General features: G+C 65.1%; 18 protein-coding genes. 7 read left to right on the forward strand and 11 right to left on the reverse strand.

The genetic code is table 11. From position 1 onward, the window contains the following. Positions 1-73 precede the first annotated feature (73 nt). The 6 genes from glnT to AB4Y32_RS25875 are packed head-to-tail and all read left to right on the forward strand — an operon-like array spanning position 74 to position 6805. A complete protein-coding gene (glnT, locus tag AB4Y32_RS25850; RefSeq protein ID WP_368724078.1) occupies positions 74-1402 on the forward strand; it encodes a type III glutamate--ammonia ligase in 1329 nt (442 codons plus the stop codon). A gap of 50 nt (positions 1403-1452) precedes the next feature. Next, entirely contained in the window at positions 1453-2361 is a 909-nt protein-coding gene (locus AB4Y32_RS25855) for an amidophosphoribosyltransferase (protein ID WP_368724079.1), read from the forward strand. Next, positions 2349-3047 (forward strand): protein glxC, encoded by a 699-nt coding sequence (locus tag AB4Y32_RS25860; protein WP_368724080.1) that lies wholly within the window; start codon positions 2349-2351, stop codon positions 3045-3047. The genes AB4Y32_RS25855 and AB4Y32_RS25860 overlap by 13 nt, the downstream gene beginning before the upstream one ends. A 14-nt stretch (positions 3048-3061) precedes the next feature. Further along, positions 3062-4429, forward strand: coding sequence for an FMN-binding glutamate synthase family protein (locus tag AB4Y32_RS25865; RefSeq protein ID WP_368724081.1), 1368 nt, complete (start codon positions 3062-3064; stop codon positions 4427-4429). After that, positions 4426-5325: a bifunctional methylenetetrahydrofolate dehydrogenase/methenyltetrahydrofolate cyclohydrolase FolD gene (gene folD / locus AB4Y32_RS25870; RefSeq protein WP_368724082.1), complete on the forward strand. Its 900-nt coding sequence runs from the start codon at positions 4426-4428 to the stop codon at positions 5323-5325. Before AB4Y32_RS25865 ends, folD begins: the two co-directional genes overlap by 4 nt. A gap of 28 nt (positions 5326-5353) precedes the next feature. Further along, positions 5354-6805: an aspartate aminotransferase family protein gene (locus AB4Y32_RS25875; protein WP_368724083.1), complete on the forward strand. Its 1452-nt coding sequence runs from the start codon at positions 5354-5356 to the stop codon at positions 6803-6805. A gap of 54 nt (positions 6806-6859) precedes the next feature. Here the strand turns inward: AB4Y32_RS25875 and AB4Y32_RS25880 are convergent, their stop codons facing one another. The 7 genes from AB4Y32_RS25880 to glyA all read right to left on the reverse strand — a co-directional run bounded on the left by AB4Y32_RS25880 (position 6860) and on the right by glyA (position 16662). Next, on the reverse strand, positions 6860-7840 hold the full coding sequence (locus tag AB4Y32_RS25880; RefSeq protein WP_368724084.1) for a CoA ester lyase: 981 nt from the start codon (positions 7838-7840) through the stop codon (positions 6860-6862). Between the two features lie 59 nt (positions 7841-7899). Then, the gene (locus AB4Y32_RS25885) at positions 7900-10812 is read right to left on the reverse strand and encodes a phosphoenolpyruvate carboxylase (RefSeq protein ID WP_368724085.1); all 2913 of its coding nucleotides are present in this window, start codon (positions 10810-10812) and stop codon (positions 7900-7902) included. Then, positions 10790-11695: a succinate--CoA ligase subunit alpha gene (gene sucD / locus AB4Y32_RS25890; RefSeq protein WP_368724086.1), complete on the reverse strand. Its 906-nt coding sequence runs from the start codon at positions 11693-11695 to the stop codon at positions 10790-10792. The genes AB4Y32_RS25885 and sucD overlap by 23 nt, the downstream gene beginning before the upstream one ends. 11 nt (positions 11696-11706) lie before the next feature. Continuing rightward, entirely contained in the window at positions 11707-12894 is a 1188-nt protein-coding gene (locus tag AB4Y32_RS25895) for a malate--CoA ligase subunit beta (protein ID WP_368724087.1), read from the reverse strand. 86 nt (positions 12895-12980) lie between these two features. Next, entirely contained in the window at positions 12981-13937 is a 957-nt protein-coding gene (locus AB4Y32_RS25900; protein WP_368724088.1) for a D-2-hydroxyacid dehydrogenase, read from the reverse strand. Between the two features lie 78 nt (positions 13938-14015). Next, a complete protein-coding gene (locus AB4Y32_RS25905; RefSeq protein WP_368724089.1) occupies positions 14016-15284 on the reverse strand; it encodes an aminotransferase class V-fold PLP-dependent enzyme in 1269 nt (422 codons plus the stop codon). Between the two features lie 55 nt (positions 15285-15339). Continuing rightward, a complete protein-coding gene (gene glyA, locus AB4Y32_RS25910) occupies positions 15340-16662 on the reverse strand; it encodes a serine hydroxymethyltransferase (RefSeq protein ID WP_368724090.1) in 1323 nt (440 codons plus the stop codon). Between the two features lie 267 nt (positions 16663-16929). On the opposite strand from glyA, the gene AB4Y32_RS25915 reads away from it, so the two are divergent. Further along, complete coding sequence (locus AB4Y32_RS25915) at positions 16930-17853, forward strand: LysR family transcriptional regulator (RefSeq protein WP_368724091.1); 924 nt, start codon at positions 16930-16932, stop codon at positions 17851-17853. Here the strand turns inward: AB4Y32_RS25915 and AB4Y32_RS25920 are convergent. Genes AB4Y32_RS25920 through AB4Y32_RS25935 form a run of 4 tightly spaced genes read right to left on the reverse strand, consistent with a single transcriptional unit; the run spans position 17850 to position 22679 of the window. Then, a complete protein-coding gene (locus AB4Y32_RS25920; RefSeq protein ID WP_368724092.1) occupies positions 17850-18674 on the reverse strand; it encodes a formylmethanofuran dehydrogenase subunit C in 825 nt (274 codons plus the stop codon). The genes AB4Y32_RS25915 and AB4Y32_RS25920 overlap by 4 nt on opposite strands. Beyond that, the gene (gene fhcD, locus AB4Y32_RS25925) at positions 18671-19657 is read right to left on the reverse strand and encodes a formylmethanofuran--tetrahydromethanopterin N-formyltransferase (protein WP_368724093.1); all 987 of its coding nucleotides are present in this window, start codon (positions 19655-19657) and stop codon (positions 18671-18673) included. The genes AB4Y32_RS25920 and fhcD overlap by 4 nt, the downstream gene beginning before the upstream one ends. Further along, complete coding sequence (locus tag AB4Y32_RS25930) at positions 19654-21345, reverse strand: formylmethanofuran dehydrogenase subunit A (RefSeq protein WP_368724094.1); 1692 nt, start codon at positions 21343-21345, stop codon at positions 19654-19656. The genes fhcD and AB4Y32_RS25930 overlap by 4 nt, the downstream gene beginning before the upstream one ends. Continuing rightward, positions 21342-22679, reverse strand: coding sequence for a formylmethanofuran dehydrogenase (locus tag AB4Y32_RS25935; RefSeq protein ID WP_368724095.1), 1338 nt, complete (start codon positions 22677-22679; stop codon positions 21342-21344). The genes AB4Y32_RS25930 and AB4Y32_RS25935 overlap by 4 nt, the downstream gene beginning before the upstream one ends. Between the last annotated feature and the right edge of the window lie 137 nt (positions 22680-22816).

Below are 22816 nucleotides of genomic sequence, written 5' to 3' on the forward strand. Positions count from 1 at the left end.
GTAGTCGACGCGGGCGCGAAGACGGGCCGGCGTTTTTCGAAACCATGGACTTATCACGTTTGAGGACATTCACATGACCCCCGAAGACGCCCGGAAATTTCTCGCAGACAACGAGGTGAAGTACATCCTCGCGCAGTTCGTCGACATCCACGGAGTCGCGAAGACGAAGTCCGTGCCTGCCGCCCACCTCGACAGCATTCTCACGGCCGGCGCCGGCTTCGCGGGCTTTGCTGTGTGGGGGCTCGGCATCGATCCGCAGGGGCCTGACTTCATGGCCGTCGGCGACATCGATACGCTGCAGCTCGTGCCCTGGCAGCCCGGCTACGCGCGCATCGTCTGCGACGGACATGTGAAGCGCGAGCCCTGGCCGTTCGAAAGCCGTGTGACGCTGAAAAAGCAGGTGCGACGCCTCGAAGAGCGCGGCTGGATTCTGAACACGGGTCTCGAGCCGGAGTTCTCGCTGCTGCGCAAGGGCCCCGACGGCGCGATCGTGCCGTGCGACCACACCGATGCGCTGCCCAAGCCCTGCTATGACTACAAGGGCCTGTCGCGTTCGCGCGAGTTCCTGGAGCGGCTGACGGACGCGCTGATCAAGGCGGGCATCGACGTCTATCAGATCGATCACGAAGATGCGAACGGCCAGTTCGAAATCAACTACACGTACACCGATTGCCTCAAGTCCTGCGATCACTACGTGTTCTTCAAGATGGCGGCAGCGGAAATCGCGAACGAACTGGGCCTCATCTGCTCGTTCATGCCGAAGCCCTTCGCGAATCGTCCCGGCAACGGCATGCACATGCACATGTCGATTTCCGACGGCAAGAAGAACCTGTTCGCCGACGATCACGACGAGAACGGCCTCGGCCTTTCAAAGCTCGCGTACCACTGGACGGCAGGCATTCTCAAGCATGCGGGCGCGCTCGCGGCGATCTGCGCGCCGACGGTGAACTCGTACAAGCGCCTCGTCGTTGGGCGATCGCTGACGGGCGCGACCTGGGCGCCCGCGTATGTGAGCTATGGCGACAACAACCGCTCGTCGATGGTGCGCATTCCCGGCGGCCGGATCGAACTCCGACTGCCCGATGCAGCCTGCAACGCCTACCTCGCGACGGCCGCCGTCATTGCGGCAGGGCTCGATGGCGTCGAGAACCGTCTGGAACCCGGCAAGCCGTGCAATGCGAACCTCTACGAGATGTCGCCGCAGGAACTCAAGGAGAACGGCATCAGCATCCTGCCGCAGAACCTCGAAGCCGCGTTGCGCGCACTGGAAAAGGACGAGTTGATGCTCGAGGCGCTCGGCCCGGCGGGCAGCGAGTTCCTGCGTCTGAAGCAGATGGAGTGGATCGAGTACATGCGCCACGTGTCGGACTGGGAACAGAAGACCTACCTCGAATTTTTCTGATCAAGAATCCTAAACAGCTTTTCGCTTGAATCGAGCGCGAGGAGATAACGATGTGTGGAATTGTCGGACTACTCGTCAAGAAGCCCGAGATGCGCGAGCGTCTCGGCGAATTGATGGTACCCATGCTGCTGGGCATGACGGAGCGCGGACCGGACTCCGCAGGGCTTGCGGTGTTCACGGAACCCGTCGCGGACGGCGTGCGCAAGATCAGCCTTTACTCGGGCCTGACGGAAGACGGTGCGGATTTCAACTGGCAAGGGCTCGTGCATGAACTGAACCAGCACCTTGGCGCAAAGGCCTCGGTGCAGGCCAGGGACAATCACGCCGTGTTGAGCGTGGCCGTCGATCCCGAGACGGTCAAGCACTGGATTCGTGAAGCGCATCCGGGGCTGCATGTGCTGTCGACGGGCCGCATGATCGATCTGTATAAGGACACGGGCACGCCGGGCCAGGTCGCGGACCGTTACGCGTTCAGCGGCCTGACGGGCACGCATCTGGTCGGTCATACGCGGATGGCGACGGAATCCGCCGTGACGCCCGATCGCGCGCACCCGTTCACGGCGGGCGAAGACTTCTGCCTGGTGCACAACGGCTCGCTGTCGAACCCGAACGGCGTGCGGCGCATGCTCGAACCGCACGGCATCCGCTTCGATACCGACAACGATACGGAAGCCGCGTGCCGTTTCCTCGAATACCGGCTGCGCGAAGGCGACGACCTCGAAATTGCGTTGCAAAAGGGCTTTGAGCAGCTCGACGGCTTCTACACGTTCCTGATGGGCACGCCCGACAAGCTCGCGCTGATCCGCGATCCGTTCGCGTGCAAGCCGGCCGTGGTCGCGGAGACCGATGATCTGGTGGCGATCGCTTCCGAGTTCCGCTCGCTCGCGCATCTGCCCGACATCAAGCATGCCCGCGTTTTTGAACCGGCTCCGGAGGAGATGTACGTATGGACAGTGTGAACTTCGACCTGGCGTCCGCCTCGGTGACGGATGTGAATGGCTTCCTGCACCGCGAAGCCGCGCAAGCGGGCACGCGCAAGGTGCTGATTTCGAATCCCGACGGCGCGCACAACATCGCGGTGGGGCTCGATCTGCCCATCGAAATCGAGATCGACGGCCACGCGGGCTATTACGCCGCCGGCATGAACAAGGAAGCGAAGGTAACGATCGCGGGCAGTGCCAGCACGGGCGTCGCCGAGAACATGATGAGCGGCCGCGTGCACGTGAAGGGCTTCGCTTCCAACGCGGCGGGTGCATCGGCGCATGGCGGGCTGCTCGTCATCGAAGGCGATGCGGGCCTGCGCTGCGGCATTTCGCTCAAAGGCGCGGACATCGTCGTGAAGGGTTCGGTCGGCAGCTTCACGGCGTTCATGGCCCAGGCAGGCAGGATCGTGATCTGCGGCGATGCCGGCGACGCGCTCGGCGACTCGCTGTACGAAGCAGTGATCTACGTGCGCGGCAAAGTCAAGTCGCTGGGCGCCGACGCGCGCGAGGAGCCGATGCAGGCCGCCGATGTGGAAGCCGTTGCGCAATTGCTGCGCGCAGCGGGGCCTGCATTCGCCGAGTTCGACCCGAAGGAATTCAGGCGCGTTGCGTCAGCCCGCTCGCTGTATCACTGGAATGCCGACGCGAATCAGGAATATTGAACCGGGGACCCGCCATGGAAATCAAGCCCGTACATATGAAACACATCGCCACTGAAGAGTCCTGGGGCTTCGACCGCAAGACGATCGACTATATCCAGAACGCCGCGGCACACGGACTGTACGAGATCCGTGGCCTCGGTGCGAAGCGGCGCGTGCCGCACTTCGACGATCTGCTGTTTCTCGGCGCGTCGTTGTCGCGCTATCCGCTGGAGGGATACCGCGAGAAATGCGTGACGAAGACCGTGCTCGGCACGCGCTTCGCGAAGAAGCCAATCGAGCTCGCTATTCCCATCACCGTCGCGGGCATGAGCTTCGGCGCGCTATCGGCGAACGTGAAGGAGTCGCTCGGCCGTGCGGCCACGGAACTCGGCACCTCGACGACGACGGGCGACGGCGGCATGACGCCCGAGGAACGGCGCTCGTCGAAGACCCTCGTCTACCAGTGCCTGCCGTCGCGCTATGGCTTCAATCCCGACGACGTGCGCAAGGCCGACGCGATCGAGGTCGTGATCGGACAGGGCGCGAAGCCCGGCGGCGGCGGCATGCTGCTCGGCCAGAAGATCTCGCCGCGCGTGGCGAAGATGCGCACGCTGCCGGAAGGCATCGATCAGCGCTCGGCATCGCGTCATCCTGACTGGACGGGTCCGGACGATCTGCACATCAAGATTCTCGAGTTGCGCGAGTTGACCGACTGGCAGACGCCCATCTACGTGAAGGTGGGCGCGACCCGCACGTTCAACGACGTGAAGCTCGCGGTGCATGCGGGCGCGGATGTGATCGTCGTCGATGGGATGCAGGGCGGCACGGCCGCGACGCAGACCTGCTTCATCGAGAACGTCGGCATTCCGACGCTCGCCGCGCTGCGCCAGGCTGTCGACGCGCTCGAAGATCTCAACATGAAGGGGCAGGTGCAGCTGATCATCTCGGGCGGCATCCGCAGCGGGGCCGATGTCGCGAAGGCGCTGGCAATGGGCGCGGATGCCGTCGCGATCGGCCAGGGCGTGCTGATGTCGCTCGGCTGCAATAGCGCGTCGTACATCGAGAACGGCCAGCACGTGTCCGCGCTCGACGACTACGCGAATCTCGGCACCGCGCCCGGATTTTGCCACCACTGCCACACCGGCAAGTGTCCCGTCGGCATCACGACGCAGGACTCCGTGTTGCAGGAGCGTCTGAAGCCTGAAGTCGGCGCGAAGCGTCTGAAGAACTATCTGAAGACGGTGAACATGGAGTTGACGACGATCGCGCGCGCGTGCGGCAAGCAGAACGTGCACCATCTGGAGCCGGAAGACCTCGTGGCGCTCACGGTCGAAGCCGCGGCGATGGCCCGTGTGCCGCTCGCCGGGACCAACTGGATTCCTGGCTTCAACGGCGCACGATGACAGCGCAACTGATCGATGGCCGACACCTCGCGCGGCGTCTGCGCGCGCGCTTTCGCGAGCGCGTCGCGACCCTGTCCGCGCGCGGTGTCGTGCCGGGTCTCGCCGTGGTGCTGGTCGGCGACAATCCCGCGTCCGAGCTGTACGTCGCAAACAAGGTGAAAGCCTGCGAGGATTGCGGCGTGCGCTCGTTCATGCACCGCTTTCATGCCGATTGCAGAGAGACAGAACTGCTCGACCGCATTGCCGCCCTCAACGTCGAGCGCGGCACGCATGGCATTCTCGTGCAACTGCCGTTGCCGCCGCAGATCAATGTGCGGCGCGTGCTGGAAAGCATCGTCGTCGACAAGGACGTCGACGGCTTTCATCTGTACAACGTCGGTGCGCTCGTCGTCGGCAATTCGATCTTTCCGCCTTGCACGCCGTATGGCGTCCAGCTTCTGCTGGAGACGACGGGCATCGACGTAGCGGGAAAGAACGTCGTCGTGGTCGGCGCGAGCAATATCGTCGGCAAGCCGATGGCGCTGATGCTGCTGCAGAAGGAAGCGACCGTCACCATCTGCCACGTGAAGACGCGTGACCTCGCGCAGCACACGATACACGCCGACATTCTGGTCGTCGCAGCGGGCAAGCCCGGCCTCATCAAGGCGGAGATGGTCAAGGAAGGCGCGATCGTCATCGACGTGGGGATCAATCGCATGCCGGATGGGCGCATCGTCGGCGATGTGGACTTCGAGCCCGTGCGCGAGCGGGCTTCGTGGATCACGCCCGTGCCTGGCGGCGTCGGACCGATGACGGTTACGATGCTGATCGAAAACACCTTGCGCTCGGCAGAGCGTTTTGCAGACGGGCAGGCATTTCACCCGCCTCAGCCTTTCTGGCAGGTGCCGGCGGGTTAGGGACGTTGACGATTGCAGGAGACCGCGGATGGCTGACGATACACGCAACGCACTCGAAACGGCCGCGAGGCTCGCGCTCGCGTTCCATGACGCGCGCGCAGCGCGCCCGACGTGTCCCACGGCCAGCTTCGGCGAACTGAGCGCGGCGTTCGGCGGGCCGATGCCCGAAGAAGGCGAGCCCGCCGATGCCGTGATCGCGCGGCTCGCGGCCATCGCGGAGCCAGGCTTGCTCGGCACGGCGGGGCCGCGCTTTTTCGGCTGGGTCGCGGGCGGTTCTCATCCCGCCGGCGTCGCGGCGGACTGGCTCACGAGCATCTGGGGGCAAAACGCCGCGACGGCGCATGGCGCGCCGGCCGCGGCTGTCGCGGAGCAGGTGGCCGCGTCCTGGCTCGTCGACGTGCTGGACCTGCCGCGCGAGTGCTCGGTCGGTTTCACCACGGGCGCGACCATGAGCAACTTTGTCTGCCTCGCGGCCGCGCGCGATGCCGTGCTCCGTTGCGTAGGCTGGGACGTCGAAGCCGACGGACTGTGCGGCGCGCCGCCCATCTCCGTGTATGTCGGCGAAGGCGTGCACGCGAGCGTGCTGGCCGCGCTGCGCTATCTGGGCATCGGCGAGCGGCGCGTAATCGAGGTCGCAGCCGACGAGGCGGGCCGGATGCAGGTATCCGCGTTGCGCGACGCGCTCGCGCAGCAGTCGGGGCCGCTCATCGTCATTGCCCAGGCGGCACACATGATGACGGGCGCGTTCGATCCCGTCGGCGAAATCGCGGCGTGCGCGCATGGACGAGGCGGATGGGTTCACGTCGATGCTGCGCTCGGCTTATGGGTCAGGGCGTGCCCTGAGCGCATGCATCTTGCCGCAGGCATCGAAGGCGCCGACTCATGGGCGGCCGACGCGCACAAGTGGCTGCAGGCGCCCTACGAAACGGGCTGCGCGTTCGTGCGCGACGCAGACGCGCACCGACGCGCGATGTCGATTCGCGCGAGCTATCTGCCTGAAGCGGACGACGGCGTGCGCGACCCGGTCCACTACACGCCCGAGCTTTCGCGACGCGCGCGCGGCTTTGTGTTGTGGGCGCTGCTTCGTACGCTCGGCCGGCAAGGGATCGCGGCGATGATCGGACGACATTGCGCGCTGGCGTGCCGCATCGCGCGGCGACTTGCTTTGGGACCGGGTGTCGCGCTGCTCAACGAGGTCGAACTGAACCAGATGATGGTGCGCTTCGGCTCGGCCTACGACGACCCGCTCGCGGACGAACTGACGTTGCGCACGATTGCGCGCATCCAGGCGCAGGGCATCTGCGACGTGCGGGCGGCGCTTTGGCAGGGACGTGCCGTGATGCGCCTGTCGGTCATCTCATGGGCCACGACGGAACACGACGCGGATCGGGCCGCCGATGCGATTCTGTCGAGCTGGGATCAGGTGCATGGCGACTACCTGTGTCAGGAGCGTGAGGCGATGGCGCTGGCTTTTGGCTGATGCGTCGATTGAAAATAGAAAAGGGCGGCCCGCAGGCCGCCCTTTTCACGACCACTAGCGCTTGTTATTGCCGATCGCATCGGCCGTCGCGAGCAACGCCTCAGCCATGCGGATACTTGCGGCGTCGATCAGGCGGCCATCCAGCGACACGGCGCCTTTGCCTTCCTTCGCGGCTTGCGCCATCGCATCCATGATGCGGCGCGCCTTGGTGACTTCGGCTTCGGCGGGCGTGAACACGCGATTGGCGAGTTCAATCTGCGACGGATGGATCGCCCACTTGCCCTCGTAGCCCAGCACGGCTGCGCGGCGCGCGGCTGCATCGTAGCCGTCGGGATCGCTGAAGTCGCCGAACGGACCGTCGATGGGACGCAGCCCATAAGCGCGGCATGCGACCATCATGCGCGTTTGCGCGGCATGCCATTGATCGCTCCAGAAGTAATCGCGCTCGCCGCGCTCGTTCCTGTCGGTGAGCACGCCGTAGTCGCGATTCACGCCGCCGATTACCGTCGTGCGCGCGCGTGTCGATGCCGCATAGTCCGCGACGCCGAACGACATCGCCTCCAGACGCCGGCTCGATTGCGCGATGCTCTCGACGTTCGCCATGCCGAGCGCCGTTTCGATCAGCACTTCGAAGCCGATGCGCCTCGCGCGCCCGCGCGCGGCTTCGATCTGCGTGACGAGCATGTCGACGGCGTAGACGTCCGCGGCCACGCCGACCTTTGGAATCAGGATCATGTCGAGACGCGGACATGCCTCGACGATATCGACCACGTCGCGATACATGTAGTGCGTATCGAGACCGTTGATGCGAACCATCATCGTCCTGGTTCCCCAGTCGATCTCGTTGAGCCCTTCGATGATGTTCTTGCGCGCCTGCTCCTTGTCGTCCGGCGCGACGGCGTCTTCGCAGTCGAGGAAGACGATGTCGGCGGCCGAGCGCGCGGCCTTTTCGAACATCGCGGTATTCGAGCCGGGGACGGCCAGTTCGGAACGATGCAGCCGCGCTTTGGCCGGCTCGATGGCGGTGAAGCTCATATGGGTTTCTCCTATGGGCACGTTATGGAGGGCGGGTATCGACGACGGGCAACGGGCGTTCAGCCCGTCGCGCCGAACCCCGATGCGATGCAGTTGATCGACAGCAGCAGCGGCACCTGGTACGCGCGCCGCTGCCGTTCCGTCTGCGCCGAACGGTAGAGGCGAAGCAGTTCGATCTGCTGGCGGCTGACGAGGTCGATGGCGGGCAGGCGCCGCTCGAGGCGGGCGCTGAACTTAGGAAAGCGCGTGCCCACTCCCGACGAACCCGTCACCCGATTCACCATCTTCACGGTGAGCCGGTATTCGGCTTCGATCTGCGCGAAGATCCTGTCGCGAATCTGCTCGTCCCGTACGAGGCTCGCGTATTCGCGCGCAATGTCGAGGTTCACCTGGGCCAGCGTCTTTTCTACTTCGTCGATGACGAGCCGGAACAGCCGCGATTCGTCGAACATCCGCCGCAGCAGATCGAGTCCGCGGTCCTGACGCACGGAAAGAAAGCCTTCGATCGCGCTGCCCACGCCGTACCAGCCCGTCAGCGCGTGACGGTTCTGCGCCCAGGCGAACACCCACGGAATCGCGCGCAGATCCTGCAAGCTCTTTGCACCGAAGCGGCGGGCAGGGCGCGAGCCCATGTTGAGCATCGACAGTTCTTCGAGCGGGCTCGCCGCCTGGAAATACGCGAGCATGCCGGGCTGCTCGATGAACTTCGCGTACGCGGCCCGCGACGCGCCAGAGAGCGCTTCCATCGCCTCGTCGAATTCGCCCTTGGGCAGCAGCGCTTCTTCGCGTTCGGACTTCAGCGTGTGTTCGAGCACGCTCGACGCCAGCAACTCGACGTGATACTGCGCCGTGCCGCGATTCGCGTATTTGAACGACACCACTTCGCCCTGTTCGGTCACGCGAAAACGTCCGTTGACGGAACCGGCGGGCAATGCGGCAATCGCGCGGCCGGCAGGGATGCCGCCCCGGCTCACGGAACCGCCGCGTCCATGGAAGAACGCGATCGCGATGCCGAGTTCGTCGCCGAGCCGCTTGATCTTCGTCTGCGCCTTCGACAGCTCCCAGTTGCTCGCGAAGAATCCGCCATCCTTGTTCGAATCCGAGTAGCCGATCATGATCTCCTGCACGCCGCCTTGCGCGCGGATGCTGCGGCGGACCATCGGCACGGCCAGCAGTTCGCGCAGGATTTCAGGCGCGCGGCGCAGGTCGTCGATGGTTTCGAGCAACGGCACGACGGGCAGCGTGCAGCTTTCCGTTCCCGCTGCGTCGGAAAAGAGACCGGCTTCCTTCGCAAGCAGATAGACGCCGAGCACATCGCTCGCCCGATGCGTCATGCTCAGGATGAACGCGCCGAACGCGTTGCGATCCACCTGCTGGCGCATCTCCCGCACGGTGCGGAAAATCTGCAGCGTCTGTGCCTCTTCGGGCGGCAGCGACTGGAAACGGCGCTCGCGTTCCGCTTCGCTGTCCGATGGTTGACCGAGTTCGCTGAGGAGCCACGCTTTCCATTCAAGCGAATCGCTCGCGGGCGGCTCGCCGGACGTGCCGCAGGTCGCGCGCCACAACGCGCGCAGCGTTTGCTCGATGATCGTCGTGTTCTGACGCAGGTCGAGCTGCACGGTGCTGAAGCGGAACGTCTCCACTTCGTGCCGCAACGGCCGTATGAGCATCCGCGCGAGTTGACCGCTTTGCGTCGCGAAGAGCGTCTGCTCGATGACGAGCAGGTCGGCCGCAAGCTCGTCGGCGCTCGTGTAGCCGCCCTGAACGGGCGCGCCATCGGCAGGACGGCTCGCGTTGGCGAGCGTCGCATCGAGGCGGCGCAAGATGCACGTCAGATATTGGCGGAACAGTTCGCCCGGGTTGCGTGATGCAATCGACGTGGGTTCGCCGCTCGCCATCAGCGCGCGCGCCAGTGCCTCATGGAAACTGTCCGGCACGGGCAGCGCCTCGGATGTGATGCTCAGCATCTGCGCCAGTTCGGCGAGACGCAGCCGATAGCGCTTCAGACACGCCAGCCGGTTCTCGTGCAGCGTCGCACGCGTGACGCCGTCATCGACGAACGGATTGCCGTCGCGGTCCCCGCCTATCCACGAACCGAACTGGAAGAAGCGCGGCATGTCGAAGCGCTCGCCCGGATAGTGGCGCTCGAGCGCGCCCTGCAGCTTGTCGAACAGCAGCGGCACGGCTTCGAACAGCGTCTCGCCGAAGAAGTGCAGGCCCCACGCGACTTCCTGCGCAACCGTGGGCTTTTCGAGCCGCAACTCGCCGCTCATCCACAACAGCTCGATATCGTTCCTGAGCGCGAGGATCAGCGTGTAGCGTTCGCGAGGCGTCCAGCGCGGCGATTCGAGTTCCATCAGGCGCCGGTAGATGCGCCGGTGGATTTCGAGCACCGTGACGCGCTTCGCTTCCGTCGGGTGGGCCGTCAGCACGGGGCGCACTTTCATATGACTGAGCGCGTCGCGCACTTCGCCGGCGGGAACGCCCGCGCCGGCGACTTCGGCAATCACGCGCGCGAACGAATCGGGCAGCCGGTCATAGCCACCATCGATTTCGATCTCGCGGCGCCGGCGCATTGCGGTGCTCTGCTCGGCGATGCTGAGCAGCTGGAACCACATGCCCTGTGCCTGCAGCATGCGCCGCAGCACGACGCGCGCGGTGCGGTCGTCCATCCGCTCGCGCATCAGCTCGCTCATCGATTCGTGCGCGGACTCGCCGCGCAGCGTGCGTTCGACTTCAGGCTGACGGACGCGCGCAATGTCGCGCAACAGTTCCGACAGCAGGTCGATCACGGCGTGTTCATAGTCGTCCGCGCTGAGCGTGGGCAGCGACGCCGACGCAGCCGAGAGCTTGTGCAGCCCGTCGGCGTCGGCGTGCCTGCCCGCATGGAGGGGGCGCACAGCCTCGACGCGCGGCGAGTCGGGCTGTGTGTCGATGCCGTAGCCCCAGTCAGGCAACGCGGCGCGCGACATTGTCTTCGAGCACGGAGGCAACGGTGGAACCCAGCTCGGATGCGCTGGGCGCAACTGAGAGGCCGTAGGACTTCATGATTTCCGCTTTCTCGGCCGCACTGTCGCCCGCTGCCGAGATGATCGCGCCCGCGTGCCCCATGCGCCGTCCCTTCGGCGCCGTGAGACCGGCCACATAGCCGACGACGGGCTTCGTCATATGCTCGCTGACCCACTTCGCGGCTTCCGCTTCCTGCGGTCCGCCGATCTCGCCGATCATCACGACGGCCTCGGTCTCCGGGTCCTGCTCGAACAGCTTCAGATGATCGAGGAACGAGCTGCCGTTGATGGGATCGCCGCCGATGCCCACGCTCGTCGTGACGCCGAGGCCGAGCGCGTTGAGCTGCGCGGCGGCTTCGTAGCCGAGCGTGCCCGAGCGCGACACGATGCCGATATTGCCGCGCCCGTAGATGTGCCCCGGCATGATGCCGAGCATCGCGCGTCCGGCGCTGATGATGCCCGCGCAGTTCGGGCCGACCACCATCGTGCGGGTTTCCTTCGGATAGCGCAGCAGATAGCGCTTGACGCGCATCATGTCCTGAGCCGGAATGCCGTCCGTAATGACGCAGACGAGCTTCAGCCCTGCGTCGGCGGCTTCCATGATCGCATCGGCGCAATAGGGCGGCGGCACGAACACGAGGCTTGCCGTCGCGCCCGTTTCGCGCACGGCGTCTTTCACGGTGTCGAATACGGGGCGCTCGAGATGCCGATGCCCGCCTTTGCCCGGCGTCACGCCGCCGACCACGTTGGTTCCGTACGCAATCATCTCTTTCGCGTGGAACGATGCCTTGTCGCCCGTGAAGCCTTGCACGATCACACGGGTGGTTTCGTCGATCAGGATGCTCATGTCCGTTCTCCTTATCTGTGATTGCCGGCCTGGCGTGCGCGATGCGCCTTGGCGGCCTCGACGGCCTTTTGCGCCGCCTCCAGCAGCGATTGAGCCGCGATGATGGGCAGGCCGCTTTCCTTGATGATGCGTCGTCCCTCTTCGACGTTCGTACCCGCGAGCCGCACGACGAGGGGCACTCTCAGCCCGCGTGCCGCCAGCACGACGCCCTCGGCGACCCAGTCGCAGCGATTGATGCCGGCGAAGATATTGACGAGCACGGCCGACACGTTCTGGTCGGACAGTACGAGGCGAAACGCGGCCGCCACGCGCTCGGGCGACGCGCCGCCGCCGACGTCGAGGAAGTTGGCCGGCTCGCCGCCTGCGTACTTGATCGTGTCCATGGTCGCCATCGCGAGGCCGGCGCCGTTGATGATGCAGCCGATGTCGCCGTCGAGCCCGACGTAGTTCAGGCCGAACTGCGCGGCTTCCGCTTCGCGCGGATCTTCCTGCGCCGCGTCGCGCATCTCCGACACGTGCGGGTGGCGGAACAGGCCGTTGTCGTCGAACGAGACCTTGGCGTCGAGGGCGATCACGCGATCGTCAGCCGTCACGACGAGCGGATTGATTTCGACCATCGTCGCGTCGAGATCGCGAAACGCGCGATACGCGCCCATGATCGCGGAGACGGCGCGGCTCACCTGCTTGATGCTCAGGCCAAGGCCGAAAGCGAGCTCACGCGCCTGGAAGAGCTGCAAGCCGACTGCGGGCTCGACCACCGTTTGAAGCACGGCTTCCGGGTTCGTCCGCACGACCTCTTCGATATCCATGCCGCCCTGCGACGAAGCGATGACGCGCACGCGTTCCGCCTTCCGGTCGAGCACGATGCCGAGATAGATCTCGCGTTCGAACTTCTCCGCGACTTCGACGTACACACGCTCGACGACCTTGCCTTCCGGTCCCGTTTGCGCCGTCACCAGATGCTTGCCGAACAGCGAGGTCGCCGCTTCGTGCACGTCGTGATAGGTCTCGCACAGCTTGATGCCGCCCGCCTTGCCGCGCGCGCCCGAATGGATCTGCGCCTTGACGGCCCAGTGCCAGCCGCCGAGTTCCGTCGCGCAATAGACCGCCTGATCCGGCGTGTAGGCGACCGCGCCGCGCTGGATCGGCACGCCGAAGCCAGCCAGCAGATCCTTGGCCTGATACTCGTGAATGTCCATGTCGATGTCTCCGTGGTATTGCTCGTTTCCGTTGCTCGTTTCCGTTGCTGTTTTCCGTTGCGTGTTCCTGCGTGGCTCCGTGGCCGTCAGATCACGAGATTGCGAGCCTCGCCGCGCGCGAATGCCTCGATGTTCTCGATGAGCTGGTCGGCGAGCGACTGCATCGCGTCGTCGGAGGCCCACGCAACGTGGGGTGTGAGGATGAAGTTGGGCAGATCGAGTTCGAGCAGCGGATTGCCCGCGACGGGCGGCTCCTGACTCAGCACGTCGAAGCCTGCCCCGGCAATCAGCCCTTCCTTGAGCGCCGTGACCAGCGAGGCCTCGCAGACGAGCCCGCCGCGCGCCGTATTGATCAGCAGACAGTCGCGCTTCATGATGCGCAACTCGTCCAGTCCGATCAGATTGCGTGTGCTGGGCGTGAGTGGCGTGTGCAGCGAGATCACGTCGGACGTGCGCAGCAGCGTGTCGAGCGGCACGTAGTCGAGACCGGGCGTGCGCGCGCGCTTTGAGTCGTGGGCGGCGAAGATCACACGCATGCCGAAGCCGCGCGCGATCTCAGCCGTGCCCTGACCGAGCGCGCCGCCGCCGATGATGCCGAGCGTCGAGCCGTGCAGATCGCGGATCGGGTGATCGAAGAAGCAGAACTGCTTCGTCGTTTGCCAGCGTCCGCGCTGCACGTCGCTGCGGTAGGCGAGCAGGTTGCGCCGCAATGCGAGGATCAGCGCGAACGTGTGCTCGGGCACCGTGTGGGTCGCATAGCCGCGAATGTTCGCGACGGCGATGCCGCGCTCGCGACAGTACGTCGTATCGACACAGTCGTAGCCCGTCGCCGCCACCGCGATCATCCTGATCGACGGGTGCCTGTCGAGCACGTTGGCCCGCAGCGGCACCTTGTTGGTGATCGCAATGCTGGCGCCTTCGAGCCGCTGCGCGACCTCGTGTTCCGAGGTCGATGCGTACTGGACCCAGCGATGCGCGAACGTCGGGCGCCGGACGTCGGCATTCAGCGTGGAACGGTCGAGAAAGACGATGTCGTGTTGCATGATGTCGTGGGTGCCGTGATGTGAGCGGGAAGAGTCGCGACCCGACGCATGTGCATCGGATCGCCGCGGTCGCTGCCGTCAGGCAGCGGCGACGCGGCGCACGGCGGGCTGTGCGGCCGGCTGCGTTGCAGGCTGTGCCGCTGCCTGCGCGCCCGGCGCATGCGTGCGCCAGTACTGTCCGGCCGCGCCGACGCCGCTGCCCGGACGCACGTCGATACCGGCATCGAGCATCGCCATTTCCGCGCCCGCGATCGCGCTCGTGAGCATCAATTCGTTGAGGTCGCCAAGGTGGCCGATGCGGAACACCTTGCCCGCGACCTTTGAAAGCCCCGCGCCGAGCGCGAGGTTGTAGCGGCGATACGCCGTGTCGATCACCTGCGCGGCGTTGAACCCTTCCGGCACGACGATCGCGGACACCGTATCCGAATGCCACTTCGGCGCCTTCGCGCACACGTCGAGTCCCCAGCCCTCCGTGACGGCGGCGCGCACGCCCGACGCGAGATAGTGATGCCGCGCGAAGACGTTTTCGAGTCCTTCCTGGAACAGCAGATCGAGCGCGGCGCGCAGCCCGTACATCAGCGAAAGGGCGGGCGTGTACGGGAAGTAGCCCGTTGCGTTGGCGCGCACCATGTCGGCGAGATCGAAGTAGCAGCGGCGCGATTTCGCGTGCCCGATTGTCATCAGCGCCTTCTGGCTCACGCACAGGATGCCGAGGCCCGCAGGCAGCATGAGGCCTTTCTGCGAGCCCGTCACGGCCAGATCGACGCCCCATTCGTCCATGCGGAAGTCGATGCAGCCAATCGAACTCACGCCATCGACGAACAGCAACGCGGGATGACGGGTGTCATCCATCGCGCGGCGCAGCGCGCCGATATCGCTCGTCACACCCGTTGCCGTTTCGTTGTGACACGCGAGAATGCCCTTGATCGTGTGCTGGCGGTCCGCCTTCAGAATCTCCGCGATCCGTTCGACGGGCACGCCTTCGCCCCAGTCGACATCGAGAATCTCGACATCGAAGCCGAGGCGCTGCGCCATGTCGGCCCACAGATGGCTGAACTGGCCGAAGCGCGGCACGAGCAGCCGGTCGCCGGGCGACAGCGTGTTCGTGAGGGCCGCCTCCCATGCGCCCGTGCCCGACGACGGGAAAATGAACGGCTGGCCTTCGTCTGTCCGATAGATCTTCTTCAGATCGGAGAGCAGTCCATGCGCGAGTTCGGGAAATTTCGTCGAGCGGTGATCTTCCATCGACACGACCATCGCGCGCAGCACGGCGTCGGGAATATTCGTCGGGCCGGGGACGGCGAGGATGTTGCGTCCGGGGATGCGCGTGGCTGAAGTATTCGACATGGTTTGTCTCCTTGAGTGATGGGCTTTGAGAATCCGTTCGAAGGGCTTGCGTATTTCAGCGGGCCGTGTGACTTGCGGCCGCGCTGTCGTCCAGCGATGCGGGCGCGTCGTGGCGCAGCGCGTCGGGTGCGTCGCGATAGACGGGGAACTTCGCGGTGAGCGCGAGCACGGCGTCGGCTGTGCGGCGGATCATGAGATCGTTGCCCGGCGCGTCGAGCACATCGGCGATCAGATGCGCGAGCTGTTCTGCTTCCGCTTCGCGCAGGCCGCGCGACGTGATGGCGGGCGAGCCGATGCGCACGCCGCTCGTGACGAAGGGCTTTTGCGGATCGTTCGGAATCGCGTTCTTGTTGACCGTGATGAACGCGCGGCCAAGCGCGGCTTCCGCCTCTTTGCCCGTCACGTTCTTCGCGCGCAGATCGACGAGGAACACATGGGAATCGGTGCGCCCCGACACGATCCGCAAGCCGCGTTGCTGGAGCGTCTGCGCGATGGTCCGCGCGTTGACGAGCACCTGTTGCTGGTATTCGCGGAAGTCGTCGGTCATCGCTTCGCGCAACGCGGCGGCCTTGCCCGCGATCACATGCATCAGCGGGCCGCCCTGGATGCCGGGGAAGATCGTCGAATCGATTGCCTTCGCTCGCTGCGCGCCGGCGAGAATCAGGCCGCCGCGCGGGCCGCGCAGCGTCTTGTGCGTGGTGGTTGTCACATAGTCCGCGATGCCGACCGGGCTCGGGTAAAGCCCCGCCGCGACGAGCCCTGCATAGTGCGCCATATCGACGAGCAGGGTCGCGCCCACGCTGTCGGCGATTGTGCGAAAACGCTGCCAGTCGATCACGAGCGAGTACGCGGACGCGCCCGCGACGATCATGCGCGGCCGATGCGTCTGCGCGAGTTTCTGCACATCCTCGTAGTCGATTTCTTCCGTATCGGGATTGAGGCCGTACGAAACGGCGTTGAACAGCTTGCCGCTGACGTTCACGGACGCGCCATGCGTGAGGTGTCCACCGTGCGCGAGCGACATGCCGAGAATGGTGTCGCCGGGTTTCAGCGCGGACAGATACACGGCCTGATTCGCCTGCGATCCCGAATGCGGCTGCACGTTCGCATATTCGGCGTTGAACAGCTGCTTCGCGCGGTCGATTGCGAGCTGCTCGACGACGTCGACGTGTTCGCATCCGCCGTAATAACGGCGACCCGGATAGCCCTCCGCATACTTGTTGGTCAGCTGCGATCCCTGTGCTTCGAGCACGGCGGGCGACGTGTAGTTTTCCGATGCGATCAGTTCGATATGGTCCTGTTGACGCTGCGTTTCCGCTGCGATGGCATGGCTCAATTCCGGGTCGGTGAAGGCGAGCGTGCTTTTGTAGCTGAACATTTGAACCTCTCTCTTTCGTCCGTGTGTTCGTCCGATTGTGTTTCGTCCGTTTTGCATTCCTGTTGAAACGATGGTAGAGGCGTGCCGCGCAAAACACTCATTCGGGTTACTTATCCGACCCATAACCTCGTTTGTGAGCCTTGCGGGACGGGCGTGGCGCCTCGCGGAGTACCTCCTCTTGGGCATTGCGGACGTAGACCCGGCTGATACAGTTGAGGCGTGAAATCAAGTCGTTTTGGCCGAGCGTTCGGGAGGGTAGAGAGCGAGATGCTGCACCTGACTTTGCGTCAGCTACGGGTGTTCGAAGCGAGCGCGCGCCACCTGAGCTTTTCGCGCGCAGCCGAGGAGCTTCACCTGACGCAACCCGGCGTTTCGTCACAACTGAAGCAGCTCGAAACGAGCATCGGCATGCCGCTGTTCGAGCAGATCGGGCGGCGCGTCTTCCTGACCGCGGCGGGCAAGGAGCTGTACAGCCATACGCGGCTGCTCCAGCAGCAGTTGTCCGTCCTCGAAGAATCACTCGACCAGTTGCGCGACATGAAGCAGGGCAAGCTGAAGGTGTCGCTGGTGAGCGGCACGGCCAACCCGCTTGCGCTTCAGTTGATCGCGAAGTTCACGCGCGCGTTTCCGGGCGTGAGGGTGAGCCTGTCGGTCGGCAACAGGGAGTGCGTGCTGAACGAACTCGCGAGCAACCAGACGGATCTCGCGATCATGGGGCTTCCGCCCGAAGGCCAAGGGCTCGCTGCCATGCGTGTGGCGAAGAATCCGCTCGTGATGATCGCGCCGCCCGATCACGCGCTCGTGCGCGAGCGCCGTATCGCGCTCGATGCGCTGGAACGCGAGACGTTCCTCGTGCGCGAGTCCGGTTCCGGCACGCGCCGCGCGATGGAGCGCTTCTTTGCCGAACACCGCATCAGTTTTCGTCCGGGTATGGAAGTGAGCAGCAACGAGGCCGTCAAATGGGCCGTGCAGGCGGGCATGGGTCTGTCAGTCGTTCCGCTCGCGACGATCATGGCCGAACTCGAAACGCTGCGGCTCAAGGTGCTCGACGTCGAGCACTTTCCGATCGTACGGTATCTGTACCTGGTGCATCGCGAGAGCAAGCAGCTTTCTGCTGCCGCGTCCGCGTTCAGGGATAGCCTGGTGAGCGGCGCGCACGAGGCGGGCGAGCAGGTATTGATGGAGGCTTAGCCGGGCAACAGAATTTCTCCCTTGCCCTGAACCGATACATCGCCGCGCAGCCGCCGGGGCGCTTGATCGCGCGACAGCATCGCAAAAGCACCGCCCTCGCGCGCGAGCGTCGGCACGAGGAGCCGCCAGAACACGTCGATATCGCTGCTGTTTTCCGCGAAGCGCCGGGTCGGGGACCAGCCGGGGTCGAGCAGCAGCAGGGCGCCGCGCCGCATCCCGTAAGCCGGATGTTCGCCGATGCCGCCCGCAATGGCGATGGTGCCCGCGACCATCCGTGACGCGACGAACGCGCCCGTCGAACCGAAGACCATGACCGTTCCGCGACGCATGCGGTCGCCGAGTCGCGCGCCCGCGTCGCCGTGAATCACGAGCGTGCCGCCGCGCATGCCGTCCATGTCGCCCGGCAGCGCGGCGCCCGCGAAATCGCCCGTATTGCCGCGAATCTCGATACGCCCGCCCGACAGTTCGCAGGCCGCGAAGCTCCCGCAATGACCTTCGACGATGATCGTCCCCGCACTCATCTGCGTGCCTGCATAGTCGCCCGCATTGCCATCGACGAGGATATGGCCCGCATCCATGCGCGAGCCGAGCCGGTCGAAGCGCTGCATATCGCCTTCGAACACAAGTTGCGCGGCGTCGCGCTTCGTTTCGCCGATATCGACCGCGAACAGGTCTCCGACGCTGATCCGCTCTGCGCCGTGCCAAAGCGTGATCGCACTGATTGCGCCTGCATCGAGCTGCACGAGCCGTGCGGGCAGAAGCTCGCGTGCATCGATGCGCAACGCGGGTGCGTGCTTCAGACGTAACGTGATGCGCTTCATCGGCCCTCCGGCGGCTCCGGCAACTGATCGCACAACTGATGCAGATGGAAGTGAAACGGCCCGAGCTTGCCGCCGTAGTTGCCTGCGGAAATCCGCACCAGACCGTTTTCTACGCCGGCCTCTGCGCCCGTCGCGGCGTCGATGCCGACGCGCATGGCCTCGGCCACGTCCGGCTCGCTCAATCCGTCGATCACGATTTCGAGCACGCTGCGCACGTCCGGGTCGAGTTCCGTGCGTTGCGCGAGTTCGGCGAGGCCGGGGCAGAAGGCGTCGTTGGTCGAAGCGGGCAATGCCGCGTACTTCGAACCGACCTTCGACCCCGAGCGCACGACGCCGCCAGGAAACGGAAGGATCACGTTCGGCACGTTGCGCATCGCCTGCACGGCGGTTTGCGCAGCCACGAGCGCGGCGTCCGTATCGCGCGCAAGGAAGAGCAGATTGCCGCCACCCACGCCCTTGACGACGGACGTCGTTTCCTCCGCGACGAATTCGCCATCCATCACAGGAACGCGCCAGAAGCGCTTCCCGTCGATCAGCTTCGCGATCTGCCAGCCGTCACCGAAGAAGCGCAGATTCTTGCCGAGCGCAATGGGCTCGCCATCCGCGATACCGCCGAACACAGCCGTCGTCGGGCACGTCAGCACGCACTGTCCGACGCGTCGCTCGACCTGTTTCGCGAGTTCCTTGCCGGACATCGAAAAGAGCAGCAGGGCGACGCCGGGCCGTCCATCGGGTGTCTCGTCGGGCGGCAACTCGCGCTCGATGCCCGCCTCGCATCCGCATGCAATCACCGATGTCGCAAAGCCGGTTGCCGCGATGGCCGCGTTGCGCGCCCAAGCGGCATTGCGCGCCGTCACGATGAGGCGCGTCGCCTTCATCGGAAATGCTTCAGCGAACGTGTCGTCGATCGAGATGCCCCGAACGATGCGCGGCGCAGCCGGCCGTTCGGCAACGGATGCCGTGTCTGATGACGCGATGCTCATGACGCAGACTCCGCACGCGGTTGTCGGTGCATGCCGCACGCGGCGGGCAGCAGACGTCCGCCGTTGCCGCACAGGCACAGTTCATCGCGGCTGATGGGCGCGCGCCGAAGGTTGGTCGCGAGATAGGCGTCGCCGTAGTCTTCGATCACCTTTTCGATCGAGCGATCGAACTCGGGCTCGACGTAATGGGTGCCGCCCACGGGCGTCGCGACGATGCGGCCTTCGCGCGCGACCAGTTCGCCGTCCTTGAACACGAAGGCGGGCGTGCGGAACATCGCTTCGCGGTCGGGATGCTCGCGGTACACGGCGATATCGGCGGCCGCGCCCGCGTCGAGCCGCCCGCGATCGGCGAGGCCCAGCAGGCGGGCGGGGGCGGCGCGTGTCAGGATCGCGATTTCGTTGAGATCGAGTTCGCGTGTGAGGCTCGCAAGCGGCGATTGCGTCGCGACATCGGGATGGAGCTTCGCCAGTTGTTCGTCGCGGAACGATTTGTCCATCAGCAGGCGGATCAGATGCGGGTAGCTGGTGAAGGGACCGCCGTTCGGATGATCGGTCGTGAGCGTGATCTGCCACGGGTTCTTCACCAGCAGGAACAGTTCAAGGCCGATCGTCCATTGCAGCGCGTTGACATAGCTCGTCTCGCGGTAGCGAAACGGCACAATGCCACAGCCCGCATCGCATTCGATATCGCCCGCAATCCACTTGCGCGGCGATGCGAACGCGGCCTGTCTGACCTGCTTCATCGTGTCGCCCGACGCCGTCACCGTCTGACCGAACATGATCTGGCCGACGTCGATCGAGATGTTGGGATTCGCGTTGACAGCCTCGGCGATGCGATGTGCCGCCGACGAAAACTTCCTCGGCCCGTCGTTGCCGTAGCTGTGGAACTGGATGTGCGTGAGATGGCCGGGAAGACCTTCGAGCGCGTCGATGGTGGCGAGCGTCGAGTCGATATTGCCAGGCACGCCGAGATTGCTCGCATGAACATGCAACGGATGCGGCACGCCGAGGTCGGTGAGCGCGCGAGAGAGCACACGCAGCACGTCGCGTGGCGTGACTCCGTAGTGCGCGTGATGTTCGTCGACATCGAGGCTGCGCTGGTTGAACTTGAACGCCGAGATGCCACCAGGGTTGACGACCTTCACGCCGAGCGCGCGGCTCGCGTTGATCGACCAGCCGACGTAATCGCGCATGCGCTCGTAGTCGGCGTTTCCGGCCAGCATGCGCAGGAACAGGTCGTCGTTGCCGAGCATCACATAGGCGCCGTGGTCGATGATCGGCGTGTCACCCATTTCGAGGTGCGTATGACGCGCGTTCGACGCGATCATCGCCGGCTCGAACGCGGCCGTATAGCCCATCTCTGCGTATCGGTAGCCCGTTGCGAGCGTGCCCGGCGTGCAGTCGCCGCACGAGGCAAGTTCGAGCGCATTGTCGGACGCGATGCGGCCGCGATGATCTTCCGGCATCAGCAGGCGTGCGAGATTCACCTTGCCGCCGCCGATATGCGAGTGCATGTCGATGCCGCCCGCCATGACGATCATGCCCGACGCGTCGTATTCGCAATCGACGGGCTCCTGTTCATGCAAATCGACGATCTTGCCGTCGCGCACGCAGATGTCCTTGATCTGCCCTTCGATGCATGAAGCGGGGTCGAACACGCGGCCACCGCGCAAGCGGAACGTGCTCATCGGGCGGGCTCCTTTGGCACTAGTGGCACCGATCGCGCTGTGGAATGCAGCGCGGCGTGGGCTCGGGCGATCTGTCCGGCGACGTGCGCGACAGTGGGCAACGTATCGTCATAAATGGGCACGAGCGGCAGTACGACACCGCCGTCCGCGCGGAACAGATGACCGGCGGAACCGATGCCCGGTGTCGACACGGGAATGAACAGCGTGGGCCCGTGGCGATCCGCGCACACCGACGCGAGGCGGGGATGACCGAGCACGATCGTCGGCATGTCGGTCTGCGGCGGCGGCAGATCGGCGTTGAAACTGGCGATCCACACGAGCGTATCGACGGCACGCTCGTCCAGCAGCCGTGCCGTGTCATAGCGATGCGGATCGTGTTCGAGGCCGCTCCGATGAATGCCCGTGCGTAACGGCAGACCCGACATCCACGTCAGCGTCTGGTTGACGGTGGCCGCGCCGTCGTCTCCGCCAAGCGCGAGCGTGCCTGCGCGCGTCTTGACGTTGATCGACTTCGTGAGACGGTCCAGTGCTTCGACCAGCAGTGCCGCATGATCGCCGGGCAGATCGGCCGTATTCCAGACGAGCGTGACGTAACGCGCCGCAAGCATCTGAGCGGCTAATGATTCGAGCGCGCACGCGTTGCCCGGCATCGGCCTGTCTTTCAGAAGCCAATCGATTTGCGTGTTCAGAAGCGCAACGGTCTCATACAGATCGCCTTGCGACGGAATCGCGCGTTGCGAAACCGTCGCTGGCTGCGCGATGCGTGCGAGGTCCGCATCGACATCGCAGCCGACGAATATCACGTCGCGTTGCGTTGGACCCGTTGCATCGGCAGGCTTTACGCCGATCCCGCAGCGCTTGAAGAAGTCCGGGTATCTCGCCGTGGGTGTCGACGCGAAACAGACGATCAGGTCCGAGCGCGCGCGCACTTCGGATAGCGTAGTCGTGAACGCGCCACGATCCTGCATCGCCGTCAGCGCACGCATCAACGAGCGGCCATGTGCATGATCGATGATGGCAGCGCTTGCGTTAGCGAGCCGATACAGCGCGCGCGTGCCTGCCACATCGGTGGCCATGCCCGCGAACAACGGCTGCCTGGCTACGGCGAGCCATTGGGCCGCGACGCGGATCGCATCGTCGAGAGCCACGCGCTTGCCGTCGCGCACCGGCTGCACGTGAGCAGGACGTGTGCCGAACTGCGCAAGCGAGCGCGTGGCACGCGGACAGTCGGTGCCGTTCAGCGTCAACGTCGCGTCCGCGCCGATCGAAAGCCGATCGCATAAAAGCGGGCAGAACGGACACGTCCAGGAGGTAGGAGAACTGATCGAGGTCATGGCCGCCTATCAGCAACTCATATGCCATCGGCGTTGAAGCGGCATCGTGCCTTCGATTGCATCAGCCAGCGCGATTCCGGCGACATGGATGCATAGCTCGAATGCGATGTGTTTTGCGCCGCGTGCGATGCAGACTG

Origin of the sequence: Paraburkholderia phymatum (assembly GCF_040965635.1) — a bacterium.
Lineage (GTDB): Bacteria > Pseudomonadota > Gammaproteobacteria > Burkholderiales > Burkholderiaceae > Paraburkholderia > Paraburkholderia phymatum_B.